Genomic DNA, 19886 nt, shown 5'->3' on the forward strand with positions numbered 1-19886 from the left:
ACGTGTTACTCACCCGTCCGCCGCTAATCTCAGGAAGCAAGCTCCCATCGATTCGCTCGACTTGCATGTATTAGGCACGCCGCCAGCGTTCGTCCTGAGCCAGGATCAAACTCTCCGAAGAAATGTTTGACTTGCTCATTTGCTTTTTTGATAGTGTGTGCTCACTTAAAATTTAACGTTGGCGCTTTGTTTTGTTCAGTTTTCAAAGAGCAATTTCGTTGTCGTTTACTTCGTAAGCGACTTTTACATCTTACCATGTCTTCAACGTTGTTGTCAACATGTTTTTTTATTTTTTTTGTTTTGATGAAGCTGCGAAAGCTGATGTCCCGCAGCGACATGTATTAATATAACACCTATATTACTATTGGTCAACAATAAAAATGCATTTTTTTAAAAGTTTTTTGATACCCGATAAAACCGGTGATATACCTCGTGACCTTTTGTCTCCGCCTTGATGACGTCGATAACCTTCTTCTCTATCAAATATTCCAATAAAACACCAAGGTCGACTGAATAAAACTTAACTTCCGGATGCTCCATAAGCTCCGCAATCGTCCACGGATCTTCTTTCGTCCCCATTATTTCGATCAAATGCTGTGAACCTGCATTCGTCCTCGAATAAATAAGAAATTCGCTCGCAAGGAAAAGAAGCTCCAATCTTTTTTCGAGTGTTTCCTCGCTGCTGATCAATTCTTTATATAACTTATAGATCTCAGGTTCCATATGCTTCACTTGGTTCCAGACCGTAACCTCCGGATAAAAACCTTGTTCTATTATTTCCAAACGGGCCAAGTGATGCAAGGAATGAACGATATGGTTGTATGCCTCCAGATAATGGCCTTTTTCAAAGAAGCTTTTCCCATCCATGTACCTGCGAATTAACTTCGCAAACTCCATCCCCATCTTTAACTTCCTTCCATAGAAGGGGAACTCCCGGATTTCTGTTTTCAAACGGTCCAAATATTCATTCCGGTCAAATAGAACCTTCCCGTTATATATCCAGTCAACCACTTTGCGGTTCGTACCTAATAGAAGCCATTCTTTTAACTGGTCTTCCTGTACGATATGCAAGGCTGCCTTTTTATCCCGGTAAGTGTAATGCTTTAAAAACACGGCCTCTTCGGCTTCGTCTGCAATCACAAAAAGGATGTAGTCAAATGTATCGGTAATCGGGCTATTATCATCCCTTTTTTCTATTAACAAGATTCCAAGTGTAGATTTTAAACTTGCTCGCTCTTGATAAATCGGGCGAAGGATATCTTCCATCATAAATTCCTCCAAAACCTTTTTTTTTAGACTTTCGACAAAACTCTTCAAATTCCTGCTTATCTCCCTTACCCCAAACCATCTCAATTCAAAAGTAATATGTATCCTTTATTTCTTTTTTGTTCCATCCGCTGTTTATGTTATAGTTAAAGTTATATTTTAGGAGGGACAATCCATGGCTAAATATTCTAGCAAAATCAATAAAATACGCACTTTTGCTTTGAGTTTGATTTTCATTGGCTTCATCGTAATGTACCTTGGGCTTTTCTTCAAAACGCATCCTGTTGTCATGACGATTTTCATGGGGCTGGGCCTTTTATTCATAATCGCAAGTACAGGGGTTTATTTTTGGATTGGAATGCTTTCCACAAAATCGATCCAGGTTGTCTGTCCTAACTGCGGCAAACCTACAAAAATACTAGGGCGTGTAGATATTTGCATGCATTGTGAAGAACCATTGACACTTGACAAAAAGTTGGAAGGCGAAGAATTCAACGAAAAATATAACCGGAAAAGCCTGCATGACTAAAGGAATTCGGCTAGCTGAATTCCCTTTAAAGAAGTCTTTAACAATTGTATCATTTCCTTCATAACATGAAAAAAAGTTCCAACCAAGTGGAGGAACTTTTTTTAATGCGATTCTTTTTTCGCACAATCCGTACAGTCGCCGTAGATTTCCATCCGATGGTGACTAACATTGAAACCGGTGACTTGTGCTGCGAAATGCTCGACTTCATCCAATGCAGGATAATCGAAATCCACAATTTTCCCGCAAGTTTGGCAAATTACATGATAATGATTCGTCGTCACAAAATCAAACCTTGCCGAAGAATCACCATACGTAAGTTCTTTTACCAAACCTACCTCACGGAACACACGCAGGTTGTTATAAACCGTTGCCACACTCATATTCGGAAACTTGCCTTCCAGCGCTTTATATATATCATCAGCGGTAGGGTGGGACATGGAGCTTATCAAATACTCAAGTATCGCATGGCGTTGAGGAGTTATTCTTACACCGGTATCTTTTAAGGAATCCAACGCTTCTTTTAACTGAACTTCAGACACCGTCATCCACCTCTTTTTCTCATTAAGTATGCATTCTTAAATTATAATGTTTATAAATAGTGTACCTTTTATGCGTTGAATTTGTCAATAATTCAATGGCTTAACCATTCTTTTTTAGTTTATTCATGAACACATTGAATCTTTCCCATTTTTGCATTGAGTTTAGTATCCCCTGGATAAGTCGATTACATTGGTGAAGTCTTTTCCAGCTTTCAGGTATTCACGCATATTTTTTTCGAATATGGCAAAGGTTCTTGGTAAATATTCTCCGCTTTTACTTGAAAGATGCGGAGTGACTGTAACATTCTCCATCCTCCAAAACGGATGCCCTTTTCCTAAAGGTTCCGGATCAAATACATCCAAGATGGCATGAGATAATTCCCCGGCATCCAGGGCTTCGATCAACATTTCATCGTTAATCAGGTCGCCGCGGCCAATATTCACGAATACTGCAGTTTCTTTCATTGCTTCAAAGTGTTCTTTTTGCAGAAGGCCCTTCGTTTCATCCGTACTTGGCAGGACGGATACGATATAATCGGCTCCCGGTATGGCTTCCAATAAATTATCCAGGGCATAAAGGTGATCGATGGATTCCACTGGCTTCCCGCTCCGGTTCACTCCTATCGTCTTCATCCGAAAGGCTTTCCCAAGACGAGCCACTTCCCCTCCGATTGCACCCACGCCAATAACGAGCATCGTCTTGCCGTTCAATTCCCCTACTTCAATCTTTCTATCCCACAGTTCTTCCTTTTCATTCTTCATAAGCAGTTTCAATTTCTTTTCATATTGCAAAAGCATCCCTATCGTATACTCTGCCATCGGTATTTTATGAATGCCTCTAGCATTCGTCACCAGAATGCCCCTTTCCTCTATGGCTTTAAATGGCATTAATTCCATCCCTGCACTCATGACCATGATCCATTTCAAGTTCGTAGCTATCCCAATGATTTCTTCAGTTAAGTCTTCACCATATGTAATTAAGATTTCCGCTTCACGAAGCGGCCCATCCGTCCATCCTTTTTGATAAATGAAGCTCAAGTCAGGAAAAGCTTCCGTCATCTTCTTTTGGATGCCTTCATTCGGAATGACAGTTGAAAGTATTAACATGTTCATCTCTCCCTTTTAATTAACATAAAAAAACACGGGCTCTATGTGTCCCGCGCAACTTTCTCTGAGGAGGTATTCCCTTAATAAAGCATATTCAGGTGTCCCCTTTTTGAGTTGGACAAAAGCCTTAGCCTTATTAAAAAAGGCTTTATTTTAAGGAATTTGGGTTTAATGCATCTAATTCCGGCAAAATGAAAACGCCATCCCTTCTTATCAGGACGTCGTCAAAGAAGATGTCACCACCCCCATATTCGGGACGCTGGATCAAGACCATATCCCAATGAATCGATGATCGGTTTCCATTATCCGCTTCTTCATAGGCAAGTCCAAGAGCCAAGTGCAGACTTCCGCTTATTTTCTCATCGAACAAGATATCGTCCATAGGTTCCAATATGTATGGATTGATCCCAATTGCGAACTCCCCGATAAACCGGGACCCTTCATCAATATTCAGAATTTGGTTCATTTCAGAGTCACGATTGGAAGTAGCTTTAATGATTTTTCCCTTTTCCAAGTTTAATTCTATGTCACTAAAGGTGAATCCTTCATAGGTTGTTGGTGTGTTGAAGGATATCATACCATTGAGACTATCTTTTATGGGTGCCGTAAACACTTCCCCATCAGGTAAATTCTTTTTTCCGGCACATATGACGGCCGGCATACCTTTGATGGAAAAGGTCAAATCTGTTCCTGGCGAAACGATCCTGACTTTGTCAGTTCGTTCCATCAATTGTTTTAACGGTTTCAAGGCCGTCTCCATTTTCCCGTAATCCATGTTGCATACATTCAAAAGAAAATCTTCGTACCTGTCGAAGGTCATGCCGGCTTTTTGCGCTGATGCGTTGGTGGGATAATTAAGCAAGACCCAACGTCGGTTGTTTACATAGAAAAGAGTGGGGGAATTCATAGCCTCCCCTTGAAGACGGTGCCTCTCGATGGGAACATCGGTCATTTCCACATCGTTTTCTTCCCCGGTGATGATGATTACCGCATCGATATCCTTATATTTCTTCAAGGCCCATTGTGAAGAGGTGTCAAGTTGTTCCTTTACATTCCCTTGTAACAGGTGGCGGCTTATTTCATCGTCTTCGAGTTCTACATATGGATAAGCACCCACTCTGTATATTTCATCAATCAGCTCTTTCAATAATGGTTTCGTATTGATATTCCCCCGTATGAGGATTCTCTCTTTTGGCTGTAATTGTATCGAATGATGAATCAGCCTGGCTGCAAGCTTCGTTATTCGCTCATCCTTCATCTGCCTGTCCCTTATTTTTCGAGGTCGCGAAGAGTTTGAAGAGCTTCTTCGACATGGCCTTTGACCTTTACTTTACGCCATTCTTTGACTACCATACCAGCCTTATCAATCAGGAAAGTTGAACGTTCAATGCCCATATACTCCTTGCCGAAGTTCTTTTTCAACTGCCACACATCAAAGATTTTAGCCGCTTCATGATTTTCATCAGCCAGCAGCAGAAAAGGCAATCCATGTTTTTCGATGAATTTTTCATGACGTGCAGCTGGGTCTGGGCTGATTCCAATGATGACCGCGTTCAATTCCTCAAATTGCTCATTATGGTCCCGGAAATCACAGGCCTCCGTCGTGCAACCTGGCGTCATATCTTTTGGATAAAAATATAAAACAATATATTTCCCCTTAAAATCCGATAGGGACACCATTTCACCATTGTTTGCAGGGAGCTTGAAATCAGGTGCTTTTTCTCCAATTTTAACAGTCATATTGAACCCTCCATTTCTTTCATTATGGTAAGAGTACCCAATAATCGAAAGAAACACAACTTTCATTTATCCTTCCTATCTTTGTGCTCCAAATCGATCACCGTCCGGATCACGAACGCTGCCGGCAGTGTATAACCGATGAAAGCCTGAATCGTAGCTATCATCCTGCCCATTCCAATCGGGGCTATATCTCCATACCCTACAGAAAACATCGTCATCGCACTAAAATAAAAAGAAGTCTTCAACTGTTCATAGAAAGTGCCATCCAATCGATTGCCCATATCAAGAATCACCGAATGATTCTGAAGTTCGTATAATAAATAAATCAGTGCAAATCCAACTAATATCGTCGCATATAAATTGCCAAGCCACAGCATATCCTCCAGAGAAAACTTCTTTCCTCCCGACTCAACAAGAAATAACGTACGAATGCTCATCACCATGCAAAAAATGATTCCTGCAATCAAGATGTAGAAAGTCATCCCCCACGCCCCATTTCAAAACGCCACTTCCTCTATACATACTCCCTGTCCAAACAATATATTCTTTTTTAGGAACAGACCTCATCCTTATCACCCACACGCCTTATAACCGGATACTTTTCCTGAATCGTTTTTCCATGTTGACCCTTTTGGTCGGATATGTTAAGATTGTCTAAATTTTTATAATAGTTTTTATTTTATAAATTTTTAACCTGCAAACAGTTATCAAGACAGGTTTTATCAAATTTCATATGTGGAAATAGGTTCCTAATTTTAAATTAGGATTAAAAGGGAAGTCCGGTGTAATTCCGGCACGGTCCCGCCACTGTAATGGGAGTGTTAGCGCCATCCAATGCCACTGATCAACGGATCGGGAAGGCCCGCCGCTAATGTTAATCCCTAAGTCAGGAGACCTGCCTATTTCGACAACACTGTTTTAACCTACGGGAGATAGGGAGGTGTTAGGGACCTTATAATTGTAAGGGGCATTTTGCATGCCTCTTTATTTTAAGCATTTCTAACCATCTCTTTTGACGGTTAGGAATGCTTTTTTTATTGCTCAATTAAATGAATATAGGAGGATGGGAATATTGAAAAGCAGTAGTTTGGGTTACCCTCGAATCGGGGAAGATCGTGAATGGAAACGTACATTGGAAGCTTACTGGTCCGGTAAAATCGATGAAGCAGAATTTACGGCACAACTAAAAGCCATCCGTTTAGGCAACTTACAAAAACAGAAGAAACGAGGCATTGATATCATTCCTGTCAACGACTTCACTTTCTATGATCAAATGCTCGATATGTCCGTAATGTTCGGTCTTGTTCCTGAACGTTATTCAGCCTATGAAAGCGGAAGCGTTCCCCTTTCCGTTTATTATTCAATGGCTCGCGGAAACAATGATGAAGTCGCTTCCGAAATGACGAAATGGTTCAATACGAACTATCACTATATTGTCCCTGAATTAAAGGTGCCACAGCTGACGTTAACGGAAAATAAACCACTTGCAGCATATCGGGAAGCCAAGGAAAAGCTAGGAATTGAAACAAAGCCAGTGTTGATCGGTCCTTATACTTTCATCTCCCTTTCCAAAGGCTTCAAAAAACAAGATATCCCTGGCATCATCCTGAGCCTGCTTCCCCTATACACGCAAATCCTCCGGGAGTTGGAGCAAGAAGGCGTGAAGTGGGTTCAAATGGACGAACCTTCACTTGTTTCATCGATTTCCAAAGAAGATATGCAAACTGTTACTTACCTCTATGAAAAACTGAATGAAGCAGCACCAAACCTGAACATCATGCTACAAACATACTTTGATGCCGTGGAACATTACCAGGAAGTCATCGAATTACAAGTCCAAGGAATCGGTCTTGATTTTGTACATGACAAAGGGAGGAATCTAAGCAACCTGGAAGCATTCGGCTTTCCGAAGGACAAAGTGCTTGCTGCAGGTGTGATTGACGGAAAAAACATTTGGCTTTCTGATTTATCGAAAAAAATCCAATTGATCGAGACTCTTAAGACAATGGTAGCCGAAGACCGAATCTGGCTTCAGCCCTCTTGTTCCCTGCTTCATGTCCCGGTGACCGTTCGTAATGAAACCGCCCTATCAAACGAAGTGAAAGAGGCCCTTGCTTTCGCTGATGAGAAACTCGAGGAAATCACACTCTTGGTCAAAGGGAATAATCAAGGCTTTGAAGCAATCGCCGAGAAAGTCGATGCAAATAAATTCACGCTTCAAACGTTAGCAAGTTCAAATGCCCGGAATCACGGAACTGTAAAATCCAATGTCGAAAAGGTTAAAACCAGGACCGCCGGCCGTCAGCTTCCATTTAAAGAGCGTTACCAAAAACAACAGGCATTTTTCAAATTGCCTTTTCTTCCTTCTACTACGATCGGCAGCTTTCCGCAGACATTTGATGTTAAACAAGCACGCGGGAAATTCAAAAGACGAGAATGGACCGCTTCGCAATATGAAACATTCGTTAACGAAGAAATCGGCAGGTGGATCGAAATCCAAGAAGAAATCGGTTTGGATGTCCTTGTTCATGGGGAATTCGAACGAACGGATATGGTTGAATACTTCGGCCATAAGTTAGGTGGATTCGTCTTTTTAGAAAAGGGGTGGGTACAATCCTATGGATCCCGCTGTGTGAAACCGCCAGTCATCTACGGCGACATCCATTTCATCGAACCGATGACAGTCAGGGAAAGTGTATACGCACAATCACTGACGAAGAAGACGGTAAAGGGAATGCTTACAGGTCCTGTTACGATTTTGAACTGGTCATTTGTCCGTGATGATATTTCCAGGGAGAATGTATGCTATCAGCTGGCACTCGCTTTGGAAAAAGAAGTGATTGCATTGGAATCCGCTGGAATCAAAATGATTCAGGTCGATGAGCCTGCACTTAGAGAAGGTCTGCCATTGAAAAAAAGCGATCGCGACGAATATTTGAACTGGGCTGTGAATTCGTTCTTGATATCGACATCAAGCGTGGAGGATACAACCCAAATTCATACGCATATGTGCTATTGCGACTTCAACAGTTTCATGGATGTCATCTCCTCCCTCGACGCCGATGTAATTTCCATCGAAACATCCCGCAGTCATGGGGAGCTTGCTTCCGCATTCGAGGAAAAAACATATGAAAAAGGTATTGGTCTGGGTGTGTATGATATTCACAGCCCGCGTGTGCCGGCAGTGGAAGAAATGGTCGATATGATCGAACGTGGGATCAAGGTATTGGATAAAGACCAGTTTTGGATCAATCCTGACTGCGGACTGAAAACAAGGGGTATCCCGGAAACCGTCGCATCCCTGAAAAACATGGTCGAAGCAGCAAAAATCGTCCGTGAAAACCTGTTAGCTAAACCAACCGGCAAATGATTGAAAAGCACGTTGCCCACCCAACACAGCAGTCACGGACTTTTTTAACCGACCTTGTTTTTCCACCGGATACAAATCATCACAATACCATCTTTGGCGGAAAAGTAATGGCCTATGTTGATAAAATAGCCTGCATTTCAGCTATGCGCCATTGTCGAAAACCCGTTGTGACTGCTTCAAGCGACTCTTTTGATTTTTTGGCCCCCATCAAGACGGGGGATGCGATCAACCTTGAAGCTTATGTCACATGTGCCCATCGCACATCAATGGAGGTATTCGTGAAAGTGGAGCGCGAAAACCTATTAACAGGTGAGAAACAGCTTACGGCCCGTGCTTTTTTAACGATGCTGGCCATTGATGAAGACGGTAAGCCGACAAACGTACCACAGGTCATTCCGGAAACCGAAGTGGAAAAGCAGCTATATGTTCAAGCACAAGCAAGATATATTGAAAGAAAGAATAAACGCAAATAAACAAAAACCCCTTCAACATGAATGCTGTTGAAGGGGTTTCTTTCAGTTCCCTGCCCCGCGGTACCTCTTCACTCCCTGATTCCATATGAATACGGATATCATGAAAAAGGCTACCCCAATTACAGGTGTGGCAAATGCATATGCATACCACTCTTCTTTTCTAAGGAAATAAGATGCCGGATAGACACCAACAAACGCGAATGGCAGCACCCATGTAAGGACAAAACGAATGACCTTATTATAAATATCAACAGGATAGCGCCCATAGTTCCCGATATTGTATATCATTGGCATGATGGATGTTTTCGCATCCGACCAGAAACCAATGCTTGCTATCGCAACGAATATGGCTGCATAAGCAAGGGCCCCGCCTATTGCAAAAATGATGAAAAGAATCGGGTCATACCACGCAAGCTGCAGATCCAATGAAATCCCCGAATAGAATATAATGATCAAACCGGTCACAACACCAAATAACGCTTCAAGCTCGATTCTTTCTAAAATGACTTGAAACAGGCTATGTATCGGTCTTGTTAATATCCGGTCCATTTCACCTTTGACGATATAGCGGTCATTAAAATCCCAGATGTTGAAAAAGGCTGAAAAAAGGGCGAATGGGATAAGGAAAAATCCATAAATGAATATGATTTCTTCACGGCTCCAGCCGCTTAAAAATTGTGTATGTCCAAAAACGACTAAGATAAATACCAGATTCACGACCTGATTCAGCAGGTCAGATAGGATTTCCATGAAGAAATCGGCTCTATATTGCAGTCTTGTTTTCATATATTGACTCACGTATTGAAAAAACATCGATACATAAAACATCCCGTCAACCTCCTTGAATAATCAGCTGTTTTTTTGCGACTATCCATAAAAGCTGAATCGGTATTATGAGAATGATGCACCAAATTAACTGCTGTAAAAGCGCCATGCCAATTTCGCCTGAACTGTACCCATTCGTAAAAATCATGCTTGGTACATAGCTGATCCCTTGAAAGGGTAAATATTTCATCACTTCCTGCGCCCATATAGGATAGAAACTGATGGGCAGCAGCAGGCCGGAAAATAAATCAATGATAACCCTTTTAGCGCGGATTAATCCGGCATTATTATATAAGAAAAAGGTAGTGATTCCCGTCAATAAGTTAATTTGTGTATTGATGATGAAGCTGAACAGCAAGGAAATGCCGAACATCCCCCACGTAGCCGGCTCGTGCGGCAATTCGATAGGAAAAATGAAAGCTACCAGCAGCATCCCCGGAATTGAGAAGAAGAAGAAACGGAATATCCCTTCCCCAAGTCCTTGCATCGTTTTCATGCCTAAATAGTTATAAGGCCGGATCATCTCAATGGCAACCTTGCCGTCTTTAATCTCAGTGGCGATTTCGCGGTCAATATTATTGAAATAAAAAGCGCGCGCCATCCATGCAACCGCGACATAGGTTGTCATCTGCATGCTTGAAAGTCCTTCGATGGAGCTTTTTTCTCCATATATCGCATTCCATAAGAAATAATAAGCACCGATATTAATGCTATAAATTAAAATGCCGGTATAATAATCCGTTCGATACGCAAGCATCATTAAAAAACGCATGCGGATCATGGCAAGATACTTCCCCATGGCCCTCCCCCTTCTTGATAGACACGTTGTTTCTTATTGATAAGAGAGTCAGACAGTGCCTTCTTCGTAAATATTGCGAACGATCTCTTCAATGGACGTTTCATGGATTTTGATGTCTTTTATTTTAAAATGAGATACGACAGCTGAAACAAGCTGTGAAATATGATCACTTTCTTCTTTCAACAAGGCAATGTAAGTTTGATTTTTCTCATCATAAACCCAGTTAGCGGTAAATGGGAGCGCTAATGATTGTAATTCCTTCAATGCGATCGGCTCGATGAATTGAAAATGAATCTGTTTTTCCTCAGCCCAGTTATCTTTCAAACTCTGCAATTCCCCATCATAGATGATTTGTCCTTCATCAAGCATGATTACACGCTCACATAATGCTTCAATGTCTCCTAGATCATGTGTAGTCAAAAGGATTGTCGTATTATATTTCTCATTGATTTCTTTCAGGAACTCACGAATCTTCATTTTCACGAGCACATCAAGTCCAATTGTCGGCTCATCCAGGAACAGCAAAGGCGGATTGTGGATCAAAGCTGCCGCAAGCTCACAGCGCATTCGCTGACCAAGCGAGAGTTTACGCACTGGTTTGTCCAGCAAAGGACCGATATCAAGCGTCTTGATGACATGTTCCATATGATCGTTATATTGTTCATCCGTTACCTTATAGACCTTTTTTAACAGCCTAAACGATTCTTGAACCGCAATATCCCACCAAAGCTGTGAGCGCTGACCGAATACGACTCCGATTGTCTGGGTGAACTTTTCCCTTTCTTTATGCGGATTCATGCCATTGACCGTGATTTCACCTGCTGTCGGTTCCAAAATACCTGTCAGCATTTTGATCGTGGTCGATTTCCCTGCACCATTTTCCCCGATATAAGCTACCATCTCACCCTTTTTTACAGTAAAATTGATATCATTGACGGCAGGGACGACCTTATAATTTCTGGTAAGTAAATCCCGGAAGGCACCCTTTAGCCCTGAACGGCTTGATGCCGACTTAAATTCCTTCCGAAGCTGTTTCACTTGAATTGCATCACTCATCCTGTTACATCCTCCGTAATCTCTTGTCCTAATGAATTAGTTTATCCAAACCAACCTTTTTAGACAATAAAAATGCTTGGATGCCATATACCATTTTCAGGGAGGAAATGGCCGTTGTACCAGATACTTATATAAAGGAGACGAGTATGCTATGAATATCAAAAAATTATTACTATCCCAAATTGAAAAAGTCGTTTTCGACCTTCGATATGACTTCCTTTATGAAGATGAGTACGGTGAATTATTATGCCAGGTCATCCAAAGGGATTCCAGCGGGTCCATCGAAAGCACACCCATCAGTTTCCACCTCCTCATTAATGAAGAGAAAGGGACCGGCCAGCTAATCTATTACCAAGCCCAGGGCGAAATGAACCGCCAATCCTTCGACATCGAAAACCCTGACACCATCTTGGCCATTCTTACTTTCATAACAGGAGTTTTGAAATCCGACCCTATTTCGCATACAGAATGATGGCCCGGAACCCTGATGCTTATAAGGCTGCAGCTCTTCCATCAGTGAATGAATCACATTTCCCAGTTTTCGACCCCAGATTTACGGACGAAAAAGTGCTATGATTAAGGGGAAATATGTTTATATTTTTAGGAGGTTTTAAGATTGGATTTTAGTAATTCGGAGCTTTTACATAAAGAGGCATTGGAACATATCGTTGGCGGGGTTAACAGCCCATCCCGTTCCTACAAAGCTGTAGGCGGCGGTTCACCCGTTGCGATGGATCATGCCAAAGGTGCTTATTTCTGGGATGTTGATGGCAATAAATATATCGATTACTTAGCTGCATATGGCCCGATCATCACAGGTCATGCGCATCCACATATTACGGAGGCGATCGTTAAAGCAGCAGAAACGGGCGTTTTATACGGCACACCGACCAAACATGAAGTCAAATTTGCCAAAATGTTGAAAGAAGCCATACCATCCATGGATAAAGTCCGCTTCACCAATTCAGGAACCGAGTCAGTCATGTCCACCATCCGCGTTGCCCGCGCTTACACAGGACGCGATAAGATCATCAAGTTTGCAGGCTGTTACCATGGACATTCCGACCTTGTTCTCGTCGCTGCAGGCTCTGGCCCGTCCACTTTAGGAACACCGGACTCTGCCGGCGTTCCCAAAAGCATCGCACAAGAAGTCATCACGGTACCTTTCAATGATATTGAGCCATTTAAAGAAGCACTGGATAAATGGGGTAATGAAATTGCTGGCGTGCTGGTTGAACCGATCGTCGGCAACTTCGGAATCGTGGAGCCAAGCCCCGGCTTTTTGGAAGATGTCATTTCATTATCTCACGAAGCCGGATCACTAGTCATTTTCGACGAGGTCATCACAGCGTTCCGCTTCATGTACGGAGGGGCACAGGACTTTTTGGGAATTCAACCCGATTTGACCGCGCTTGGTAAAATCATCGGGGGCGGGCTTCCTATTGGTGCCTATGGCGGTAAAAAAGAGATCATGGATTCTGTCGCACCGCTGGGACCGGCCTATCAAGCGGGTACGATGGCAGGAAATCCGGCTTCCATGCTTTCCGGGATAGCTTGCTTAGAAGTACTTAAAGAAGAGGGGCTGTATGACGAGCTGGACCGGCTGGGGAAAATCCTTGAAGAAGGTATCCTGAAAGCAGCCCGCCAATATAATGTACCGATCACCATCAACCGCCTTAAAGGGGCGTTGACGATCTATTTCACGACAGAAAAAATTGAAAACTATGAGCAGGCGGAAAATACGGATGGCGAAATGTTCGCTAAGTTCTTCAAACTCATGCTAAACCAGGGAATCAATTTGGCACCTTCCAAATACGAAGCCTGGTTCTTGACGATTGCTCACACTGATGATGATATCGCTTATACTCTAAAAGCGGTTGAACATGCATTCAAAAACCTAATATAATAAATCAAATCAGCATAATTATGCATTTTTTATACACCCTCAGGATGTACATCAATCTTGAGGGTTTCTTATTTCCCTGTAATAAATCTTTAATATTGGCATTTGAAGCCACTCCTCACAAAAATCCCGCCAATCACAGCATCCAGTCCATTGTATAAAAAATTGATTTCTGAATATTTAAATGATATGATATGGATACATTTATATACATTTATACACTTTCTTTCAATCTATCAAAACTTGGACTATTGTTCGGGTTTACTAATATTTCCCCCATTAAACACATGCTACAGGAGGTGAAAGGCAGCGGATAAGGGTAACCTTATTCAAGCCACATATATGACCCAACAATGGACACCTGCTACATTCAAAGAATTTCACAAGGAAGAACATGATGCCTGCGGTATCGTTTCCTGCATCGAAAAAAAGAAGATCCCTACTAACGAAAACATCTTTGCCTGTATCGACGCCCTGGTTAAAATGAATCATCGCTGCGGCTTCATCAATGGTGAGGGCGATGGCGCCGGCATCCATATCGATATTCCCCGTGCTCTTTGGAAAAAGAAGCTTGAAGCGGTAAATGTCGATTCAAGCATCGTCGATCAAGATACCTTCATTGTCGGCCATTTATTTTTAAGCAAAAAAACAGAAGCTAACGACTTAAAAATCGAAGTCAAGGAGAAACTGCTCCAGCATGGTCTCTCATTGATATTCGAAACGGATAAAGCCTACCGTTCCGAGGCATTGGGACCGATTGCCATCCAAGAAGACCCAGTGTTCTGGCAATTTGCCTGTTCCTCCACCATCAATAACAACCAGGAGCTTTCAAATGTTCTTTTTGAGCTGACTTCCGACATCGAAAAAAGTGATTTCATCCATGTTGCATCTTTAAGCCAGCATCATGCGGTATACAAAGTGATGGGTGCTGGAGATACGCTCCCTGCCTATTATCTTGATCTTGCCGACCCTTTGGCTGCCTCCACCATGACACTGGGGCATAATCGTTTTTCAACCAATACTCTATCAAGCTTCTTCCGGGTCCAGCCTTTCAGTGTACTTGGACATAATGGCGAAATCAATACCATCGCCAAATTGCGTGATGAAGCGAAAATGATCGGAGTTCCCATCGCTAAAGATGGAAGCGACTCACAGGATTTAAACAAAACGATCGAAACTTTCATCTGCCGTCATGGCTACTCTTTATTTGAAGCTGTCGATCTTATGTTCCCGCCAATCATCAATGAAATCAAGGAATATCCCGAGCACTTACAAGACTTATATACGTATTTAAGGGAAGCATGGGGTCATTTTGCACAAGGTCCGGCAGGCATCATCTCCCGTTTCGGCGATGAAGCCGTGTTCTCAGTCGACTCTTTAGGCTTGCGCCCACTATGGAATATTGAAACGGAATCATCTTATATGTTCACTTCCGAACCAGGAATCATCCCTTCCAGTGAATATACCGGAGATCCGAAACCGATGGGGCCAGGGGAAAAAATCGGTTTGAAATGGAACGGCGACAGCATTGAATTGTACACATACAAGGATTACCAGGATAAAGTATTTGAACTCTTCAATAATCGTTTCGTCCTTTCCAATGACCGAGTTCGCTTACAGCCCCAAGTGTTTGAAAAGGTTGTCTCCATGACAAATACGCAAGCCATTCATAATGGTCAGTATAAAGCCTTTGGGTGGGAAAGGGAGCATGTCCAATTAGTGGAACAGATGGCCGAAAAAGGTGCTGAGCCCATTCGTTCACTTGGTCATGATGCGCCACTCGCAGCACTTAATCCCCAACGGACCAACATTGCTGATTTCATTAAGGAAAGTGTGGCCGTTGTAACCAACCCTGCGATCGACCGGGACCGGGAAACCGAGCACTTCTCAACAAGAACGATCATCGGAAAACGTCCTTCCCTTTTCGAAGCGAATAAGGCAGGAAAGGTTACGGAGCTGCTGACTCCCTTATTGATTGAAGGGTCAACGGGTTATGAGTGTTCATCTATCGTATCGCAGCCAAGCTATGATCAGTTCATTAAATATAACCAAGATCAAAAACTCGTACACTTCATTTCAAGCACGTTCAAAGAGGATGAAAACATCACGGATGCCTTGACCAGGATTACGGATGAAAGTGTCAATGCAGTGGATGAAGGAAAAACGCTGCTCGTTCTGGATGACGCCCTTGCCCATCAAAACGGCAACCTTTGGCTTGATCCCCACCTTGTCACCTCAGCCGTCGATCAAGCGTTGGTCCGTACAGGCAAGCGCCGTGATTGTTCCATACTTTTACGTTCAGCATCGCTAAGGTCACTGCATGATATCATCGTTTCTTATGGTCTTGGGGCCAACTTAATCAGCCCCTATTATATGTTCCTTTCCTTATCTTCGGATGACCTCAAAGGGGTTAGCAATCTATATAACTCCTTGACGAAAGGTCTTGAGAAAGTCATCTCCACCATTGGCATTCATGAGCTTCGCGGCTATGGAAGACTTTTCTCAAGCATCGGTTTACATGAGGAAATCGCGAAATATTTAAATGTGGCTAACTTCTTCGGATCCAATGATCTGGACTATAATTTTGATAAAATCAAGGCCGATGCCATCCAGCGTGCAGAAGATTACGGCAATGAAAAAGAACGGATGGGCAAAACCTTCCATTTGTTCCCAAGGATTTGGAAGTCTATCGGGGAAGTTGCTTCAACCGGGGACTATGATGCTTATCGCGAAAAGATCACCGAGCAGGAAGAATCCAATCCCACGACGATCCGCCACTTGACATCATTAAAAACTTCAGATGCTTCCATCCCTTCTGAAGAAGTCAGTCTTTCGGTCGGCGAACAGGAATTGCCGTTCGTCATTGCCTCCATGTCTTTTGGGTCACAAAATGAGATTGCTTTCCGGGCCTATGCAGAAGCTGCCGAGAGGTTAGGCATGATCAGCATGAATGGTGAAGGCGGGGAAATAAAGGATATGCTTGGCAAATACCCGAAATCGCGCGGACAGCAAATCGCTTCCGGCCGTTTCGGTGTCAATGCAGAACTATTGAACTCTTCAAATCTATTGGAAATTAAAATTGGGCAAGGGGCAAAACCTGGTGAAGGCGGTCACCTTCCAGGTTCCAAGGTCACAGCGAAAATCGCAGAAGCCCGAAATGCAACAATCGGTTCCGATTTGATCTCCCCTTCCAATAATCATGATATATACTCAATTGAAGATTTGGCCCAAATGATCCATGAGCTAAAAACGGCAAACGACAAAGCAAAAGTTGCCGTCAAAGTACCAGTCGTTCCTAACATTGGTACGATTGCTGTCGGCGTCGCAAAAGCGGGGGCAGATATCATAACGCTTTCTGGTTTTGATGGCGGAACGGGTGCTGCCAGGATCCATGCACTCGCGCATGTTGGTCTGCCAGTTGAGATAGGTGTGAAAGCGGCCCATAATGCACTGCTTGAGTCAGGTATCCGACAGAACGTTGAAATTTGGGCTGACGGTGGGTTAAAAAGCTCGATGGATGTATTGAAGGTAATGCTGCTTGGTGCAAACCGTGTAGGCTTTGGGACCCTTTCGATGATTGCCGTCGGCTGTACAACGTGCCGCGGATGTCACCTTGACACTTGCCATGTGGGCATCGCCACACAAATTGAATCGGAAGCACAGGCGAAAGAACACGGGCTGCGCCGTTTTGTTCCACGAAAATTTGATTTAGCCGTTCAGGGATTAACGAATATGTTCAATGCATTTGCAAAAGAACTCAAAGCTTTGACCGGATCACTCGGGGTGAAGAATCTTCAGGATATCGTCGGACGTTCTGATTTACTGCAGCAAGTTAAAGGACAACAATCATTGGATTTAACCTATTTATTGAAAAACTTGGATATAACACCGTTCTCACATAAGGAAACGGCGGCATATTTGAATGAAGGCTCCATGCAGGTGGCCGTTGGCGCTGAATATCTTGATTCGCATGTAGATGATCTGCAGCAATCCCGTAGCTATAGCTCAATCACTTCCGAGCAGCGTGTTCTCGGCAGCAGGGTGTCCTGTCACCGCGTTAGGGGCAGATTGGACGGATCATACAAAAAACTTCCCCCCGTTCACCTATCCTACCAGGATGGTTCCATCCCGGGTAATGGACTCGGGGCATACAATACGGAGGGAATTACAATCAGCGTGAATGGCGGTGCCCAGGATGGTATCGGCAAAACATCGATTGGCGGAAATATTTCCATCTTTAAATCTCCAGGAAAAGATGGAAAGTTCTACAATGGCTCTGTAGGCAAGGGGTTTGGATACGGTGCACAACACGGCCTTCTCATTGCCCAAGGTGATGCGGATGCCAGGGCGGGAATCCGGCTTTCCGGGGCGGATATGATCATTGGAGGATTATTGAAACAACCGCTTCCTAAAAAGGAAACCGGTAATATTGCGGTAACTTCCAATATTAAGGGATTCGCTTTTGAATATATGACAAATGGAAGAGGTTTGGTTCTGGGAGATCCCGGTCCATGGATTTGCGCAGGGATGACAGGCGGTGTCGTTTATTTACGGCAACAGCCTGAATCTGGATTAACCAAAGAGGTCATTAAGAAGCGGGTTGCGAAAGGGGCAAAGATTTCCATTGAGCCCCTATCCGCAAGAGGCCTGCAGGATGTGGCCGAACTTCTGGGCAAATACACAGCCCTATTGAAAGATCATGGCCAAACCGAAGAAGCGGCCTCTTTAGAGGCACTTCTTCAAAAGCCTGAAGAGCACTTCCTTCAGGTCGTTCCAGTTAAAGAACAGGCGGACCCTGCTGTTTCCACGGAGTGATGCCGAAAATATAAGAAAAGGCTGATGCTCGTTAATGCGAGCATCAGCCTTTTCTAGTCATATACCTCTGGAATGTCTTCAAACGATGGAAAAACAAACTTGAAAGCAATCAAGAAATTGCCTATCGTTTCTTTATATATTAAACTTGATTTTAGCTATTGTAACTCTTAGGAAAATCCTGTATATTACTTTTTGTTTACATCTTCTTATTTTAGTGTAAAGTACTAACAAATAAGTTAGAATACAACTTTAAGCAAAAGCCTATATATAAATAGAGCCACGATCCATTACAATACAAAGAAAGGATTAACCCATATATGAAGTTTGGTGCCCGCATTCTCAAAACAGGAATAGCAATCGTTTTAGCGCTTTATCTCTCGGAACTGCTTAACCTTCCTGCTCCTGTCCTTTCTGGGATTGCTGCAATTTTTGCAATACAGCCGACCATTTACCGTTCATATCAAACGGTGTTGGAGCAAATTCAAGGAAATATCATTGGCGCATTGGTTGCTGTCTCCTTCGTTTTGTTGTTCGGAAATGATATTTTTATGATCGGTCTTGCCGTAATGGTTGTCATAACCATCAATTTAAAATTGAAAATGGATAAAACGATCGTCCTTTCCATCGTGACGGTCATCGCCATCATGGAAAGCCAGGAAGGGGAATTCCTGAATTTTGCCTTTATTCGTCTCTCTTCCGTTTTGCTTGGAATCGTTTCTTCGTTTATCGTGAATCTTGTTTTCATTCCTCCAAAGTACGAAGCAAAGCTTTATACACGCATTACAGATGTAACCGAAGACATCTTGAAATGGATCAGGATCAGCACAAGACATGCTACAGAACACACTTTATTGAAAAAAGACATCAGCCGATTGAAGGCGGAGTTACTCGATCTGGAACATATCTATTCCATGTACAAAGAGGAACGGGAATATTTCAAGAAGAACAGTGTAGCTAAAGCAAGAAAGCTTGTCGTTTATCGGCAAATGATCATAACGACAAAAAAAGCATTTGAAACCTTGAAGAGAATCCATAAATTCGAGAATGAAGTATATCAAATGCCTGAAGATTTCCAACGGAGCATCTTACAGCAGCTTGATTCCTTGATCCGCAAGCATGAACAGTTGATATTACTGCATATCGAAAAAATCAAGTCAATCGAGGAGATTGAAGATTGGGACCAGGATTGTTTAAGTCGTAAAGAGCTGCTCGCCCATTTTTTCGAACAGCAGAATCAAGTGGACGAAATGCATGATAACCTAGGCCACCTCTCTGCCCGCCTTGTACCATTGATTTCTGCAGTCATAGAATATGACGAACAATTGGAACACCTTGAAAAGCTGATCGTCAGCTTCCAGTCCTTCCATAAGGAAGATAACGAAATATCTGTCCAGTATGAAGAAGATTAAAAAAAGACGGTTCCCGGGAACCGTCTTTTTTCGTCTCTATTTAGAGCATGACCTC

16 protein-coding genes, 1 rRNA gene and 1 riboswitch are annotated in these 19886 nt (G+C 42.9%); of the genes, 7 read left to right on the forward strand and 10 right to left on the reverse strand.

Features of this window, described 5'->3' with window-relative positions; all coding sequences use genetic code 11:
- A 16S ribosomal RNA gene (locus tag LQ188_RS25560) occupies positions 1 to 121 on the reverse strand; the annotation flags it as partial.
- 269 nt (positions 122 to 390) lie between these two features.
- A complete protein-coding gene (locus LQ188_RS25565; protein WP_101225974.1) occupies positions 391 to 1266 on the reverse strand; it encodes a nucleotidyltransferase-like protein in 876 nt (291 codons plus the stop codon).
- 175 nt (positions 1267 to 1441) lie between these two features.
- On the opposite strand from LQ188_RS25565, the gene LQ188_RS25570 reads away from it, so the two are divergent.
- Entirely contained in the window at positions 1442 to 1795 is a 354-nt protein-coding gene (locus LQ188_RS25570) for a YgzB family protein (RefSeq protein ID WP_101225973.1), read from the forward strand.
- Between the two features lie 101 nt (positions 1796 to 1896).
- Here LQ188_RS25570 and perR read toward each other — a convergent pair whose 3' ends face one another.
- The 5 genes from perR to LQ188_RS25595 form a co-directional block, all read right to left on the reverse strand.
- Entirely contained in the window at positions 1897 to 2334 is a 438-nt protein-coding gene (gene perR, locus LQ188_RS25575; protein WP_179086146.1) for a peroxide-responsive transcriptional repressor PerR, read from the reverse strand.
- 162 nt (positions 2335 to 2496) lie between these two features.
- Complete coding sequence (locus LQ188_RS25580; protein WP_101225972.1) at positions 2497 to 3441, reverse strand: D-2-hydroxyacid dehydrogenase; 945 nt, start codon at positions 3439 to 3441, stop codon at positions 2497 to 2499.
- A 148-nt stretch (positions 3442 to 3589) separates the two neighbouring features.
- Positions 3590 to 4699 (reverse strand): aminopeptidase, encoded by a 1110-nt coding sequence (locus LQ188_RS25585; protein ID WP_230178781.1) that lies wholly within the window; start codon positions 4697 to 4699, stop codon positions 3590 to 3592.
- 11 nt (positions 4700 to 4710) lie between these two features.
- The gene (gene bcp, locus LQ188_RS25590; protein ID WP_230178782.1) at positions 4711 to 5181 is read right to left on the reverse strand and encodes a thioredoxin-dependent thiol peroxidase; all 471 of its coding nucleotides are present in this window, start codon (positions 5179 to 5181) and stop codon (positions 4711 to 4713) included.
- A 62-nt stretch (positions 5182 to 5243) separates the two neighbouring features.
- Positions 5244 to 5663 carry a potassium channel family protein gene (locus LQ188_RS25595; RefSeq protein WP_101225970.1) on the reverse strand — a complete coding sequence of 140 codons (420 nt, stop codon included), beginning with the start codon at positions 5661 to 5663 and terminating at the stop codon, positions 5244 to 5246.
- Positions 5664 to 5907: 244 nt separating this feature from the next.
- A riboswitch (cobalamin riboswitch) is annotated at positions 5908 to 6099 on the forward strand.
- Positions 6100 to 6244: 145 nt separating this feature from the next.
- Here LQ188_RS25595 and metE point away from each other — a divergent pair.
- Positions 6245 to 8551, forward strand: coding sequence for a 5-methyltetrahydropteroyltriglutamate--homocysteine S-methyltransferase (metE, locus tag LQ188_RS25600; RefSeq protein ID WP_230178784.1), 2307 nt, complete (start codon positions 6245 to 6247; stop codon positions 8549 to 8551).
- On the forward strand, positions 8548 to 9024 hold the full coding sequence (locus LQ188_RS25605) for an acyl-CoA thioesterase (protein WP_230178786.1): 477 nt from the start codon (positions 8548 to 8550) through the stop codon (positions 9022 to 9024). The genes metE and LQ188_RS25605 overlap by 4 nt, the downstream gene beginning before the upstream one ends.
- A 42-nt stretch (positions 9025 to 9066) precedes the next feature.
- On the opposite strand, the gene LQ188_RS25610 is transcribed toward LQ188_RS25605, so the two are convergent.
- The 3 genes from LQ188_RS25610 to LQ188_RS25620 are packed head-to-tail and all read right to left on the reverse strand — an operon-like array spanning position 9067 to position 11704.
- Positions 9067 to 9852 carry an ABC-2 family transporter protein gene (locus LQ188_RS25610; RefSeq protein WP_230178787.1) on the reverse strand — a complete coding sequence of 262 codons (786 nt, stop codon included), beginning with the start codon at positions 9850 to 9852 and terminating at the stop codon, positions 9067 to 9069.
- Between the two features lie 4 nt (positions 9853 to 9856).
- Positions 9857 to 10648 (reverse strand): ABC-2 family transporter protein, encoded by a 792-nt coding sequence (locus LQ188_RS25615; protein ID WP_072272421.1) that lies wholly within the window; start codon positions 10646 to 10648, stop codon positions 9857 to 9859.
- A 48-nt stretch (positions 10649 to 10696) separates the two neighbouring features.
- Positions 10697 to 11704 (reverse strand): ATP-binding cassette domain-containing protein, encoded by a 1008-nt coding sequence (locus LQ188_RS25620; protein WP_034305344.1) that lies wholly within the window; start codon positions 11702 to 11704, stop codon positions 10697 to 10699.
- Positions 11705 to 11855: 151 nt separating this feature from the next.
- On the opposite strand from LQ188_RS25620, the gene LQ188_RS25625 reads away from it, so the two are divergent.
- From LQ188_RS25625 to LQ188_RS25640, 4 genes are all read left to right on the forward strand, one after another.
- Complete coding sequence (locus LQ188_RS25625; RefSeq protein WP_101225967.1) at positions 11856 to 12176, forward strand: hypothetical protein; 321 nt, start codon at positions 11856 to 11858, stop codon at positions 12174 to 12176.
- A gap of 144 nt (positions 12177 to 12320) precedes the next feature.
- A complete protein-coding gene (locus tag LQ188_RS25630; protein ID WP_101225966.1) occupies positions 12321 to 13610 on the forward strand; it encodes a glutamate-1-semialdehyde 2,1-aminomutase in 1290 nt (429 codons plus the stop codon).
- A gap of 339 nt (positions 13611 to 13949) precedes the next feature.
- Positions 13950 to 18422 (forward strand): glutamate synthase-related protein, encoded by a 4473-nt coding sequence (locus tag LQ188_RS25635; protein WP_230178789.1) that lies wholly within the window; start codon positions 13950 to 13952, stop codon positions 18420 to 18422.
- A gap of 317 nt (positions 18423 to 18739) precedes the next feature.
- Positions 18740 to 19831, forward strand: coding sequence for an aromatic acid exporter family protein (locus tag LQ188_RS25640; RefSeq protein WP_230178792.1), 1092 nt, complete (start codon positions 18740 to 18742; stop codon positions 19829 to 19831).
- Positions 19832 to 19886: the final 55 nt, after the last annotated feature.

The organism is Peribacillus sp. Bi134 (assembly GCF_918698065.1).
Taxonomy (GTDB): Bacteria; Bacillota; Bacilli; order Bacillales; family DSM-1321; genus Peribacillus.

Bases quoted from the DNA above. Each gene is read 5' to 3' on its own strand.
- LQ188_RS25595 (WP_101225970.1), bottom strand. From the start codon at position 5,663: ATGACTTTCTACATCTTGATTGCAGGAATCATTTTTTGCATGGTGATG.
- LQ188_RS25565 (WP_101225974.1), bottom strand. From the start codon at position 1,266: ATGGAAGATATCCTTCGCCCGATTTATCAAGAGCGAGCAAGTTTAAAA.
- metE (WP_230178784.1), top strand. From the start codon at position 6,245: ATGGGAATATTGAAAAGCAGTAGTTTGGGTTACCCTCGAATCGGGGAA.
- LQ188_RS25605 (WP_230178786.1), top strand. From the start codon at position 8,548: ATGATTGAAAAGCACGTTGCCCACCCAACACAGCAGTCACGGACTTTT.
- LQ188_RS25610 (WP_230178787.1), bottom strand. From the start codon at position 9,852: ATGTTTTATGTATCGATGTTTTTTCAATACGTGAGTCAATATATGAAA.
- LQ188_RS25585 (WP_230178781.1), bottom strand. From the start codon at position 4,699: ATGAAGGATGAGCGAATAACGAAGCTTGCAGCCAGGCTGATTCATCAT.
- bcp (WP_230178782.1), bottom strand. From the start codon at position 5,181: ATGACTGTTAAAATTGGAGAAAAAGCACCTGATTTCAAGCTCCCTGCA.
- LQ188_RS25635 (WP_230178789.1), top strand. From the start codon at position 13,950: ATGACCCAACAATGGACACCTGCTACATTCAAAGAATTTCACAAGGAA.
- LQ188_RS25615 (WP_072272421.1), bottom strand. From the start codon at position 10,648: ATGGGGAAGTATCTTGCCATGATCCGCATGCGTTTTTTAATGATGCTT.
- LQ188_RS25570 (WP_101225973.1), top strand. From the start codon at position 1,442: ATGGCTAAATATTCTAGCAAAATCAATAAAATACGCACTTTTGCTTTG.
- LQ188_RS25640 (WP_230178792.1), top strand. From the start codon at position 18,740: ATGAAGTTTGGTGCCCGCATTCTCAAAACAGGAATAGCAATCGTTTTA.
- LQ188_RS25625 (WP_101225967.1), top strand. From the start codon at position 11,856: ATGAATATCAAAAAATTATTACTATCCCAAATTGAAAAAGTCGTTTTC.
- LQ188_RS25620 (WP_034305344.1), bottom strand. From the start codon at position 11,704: ATGAGTGATGCAATTCAAGTGAAACAGCTTCGGAAGGAATTTAAGTCG.
- LQ188_RS25580 (WP_101225972.1), bottom strand. From the start codon at position 3,441: ATGTTAATACTTTCAACTGTCATTCCGAATGAAGGCATCCAAAAGAAG.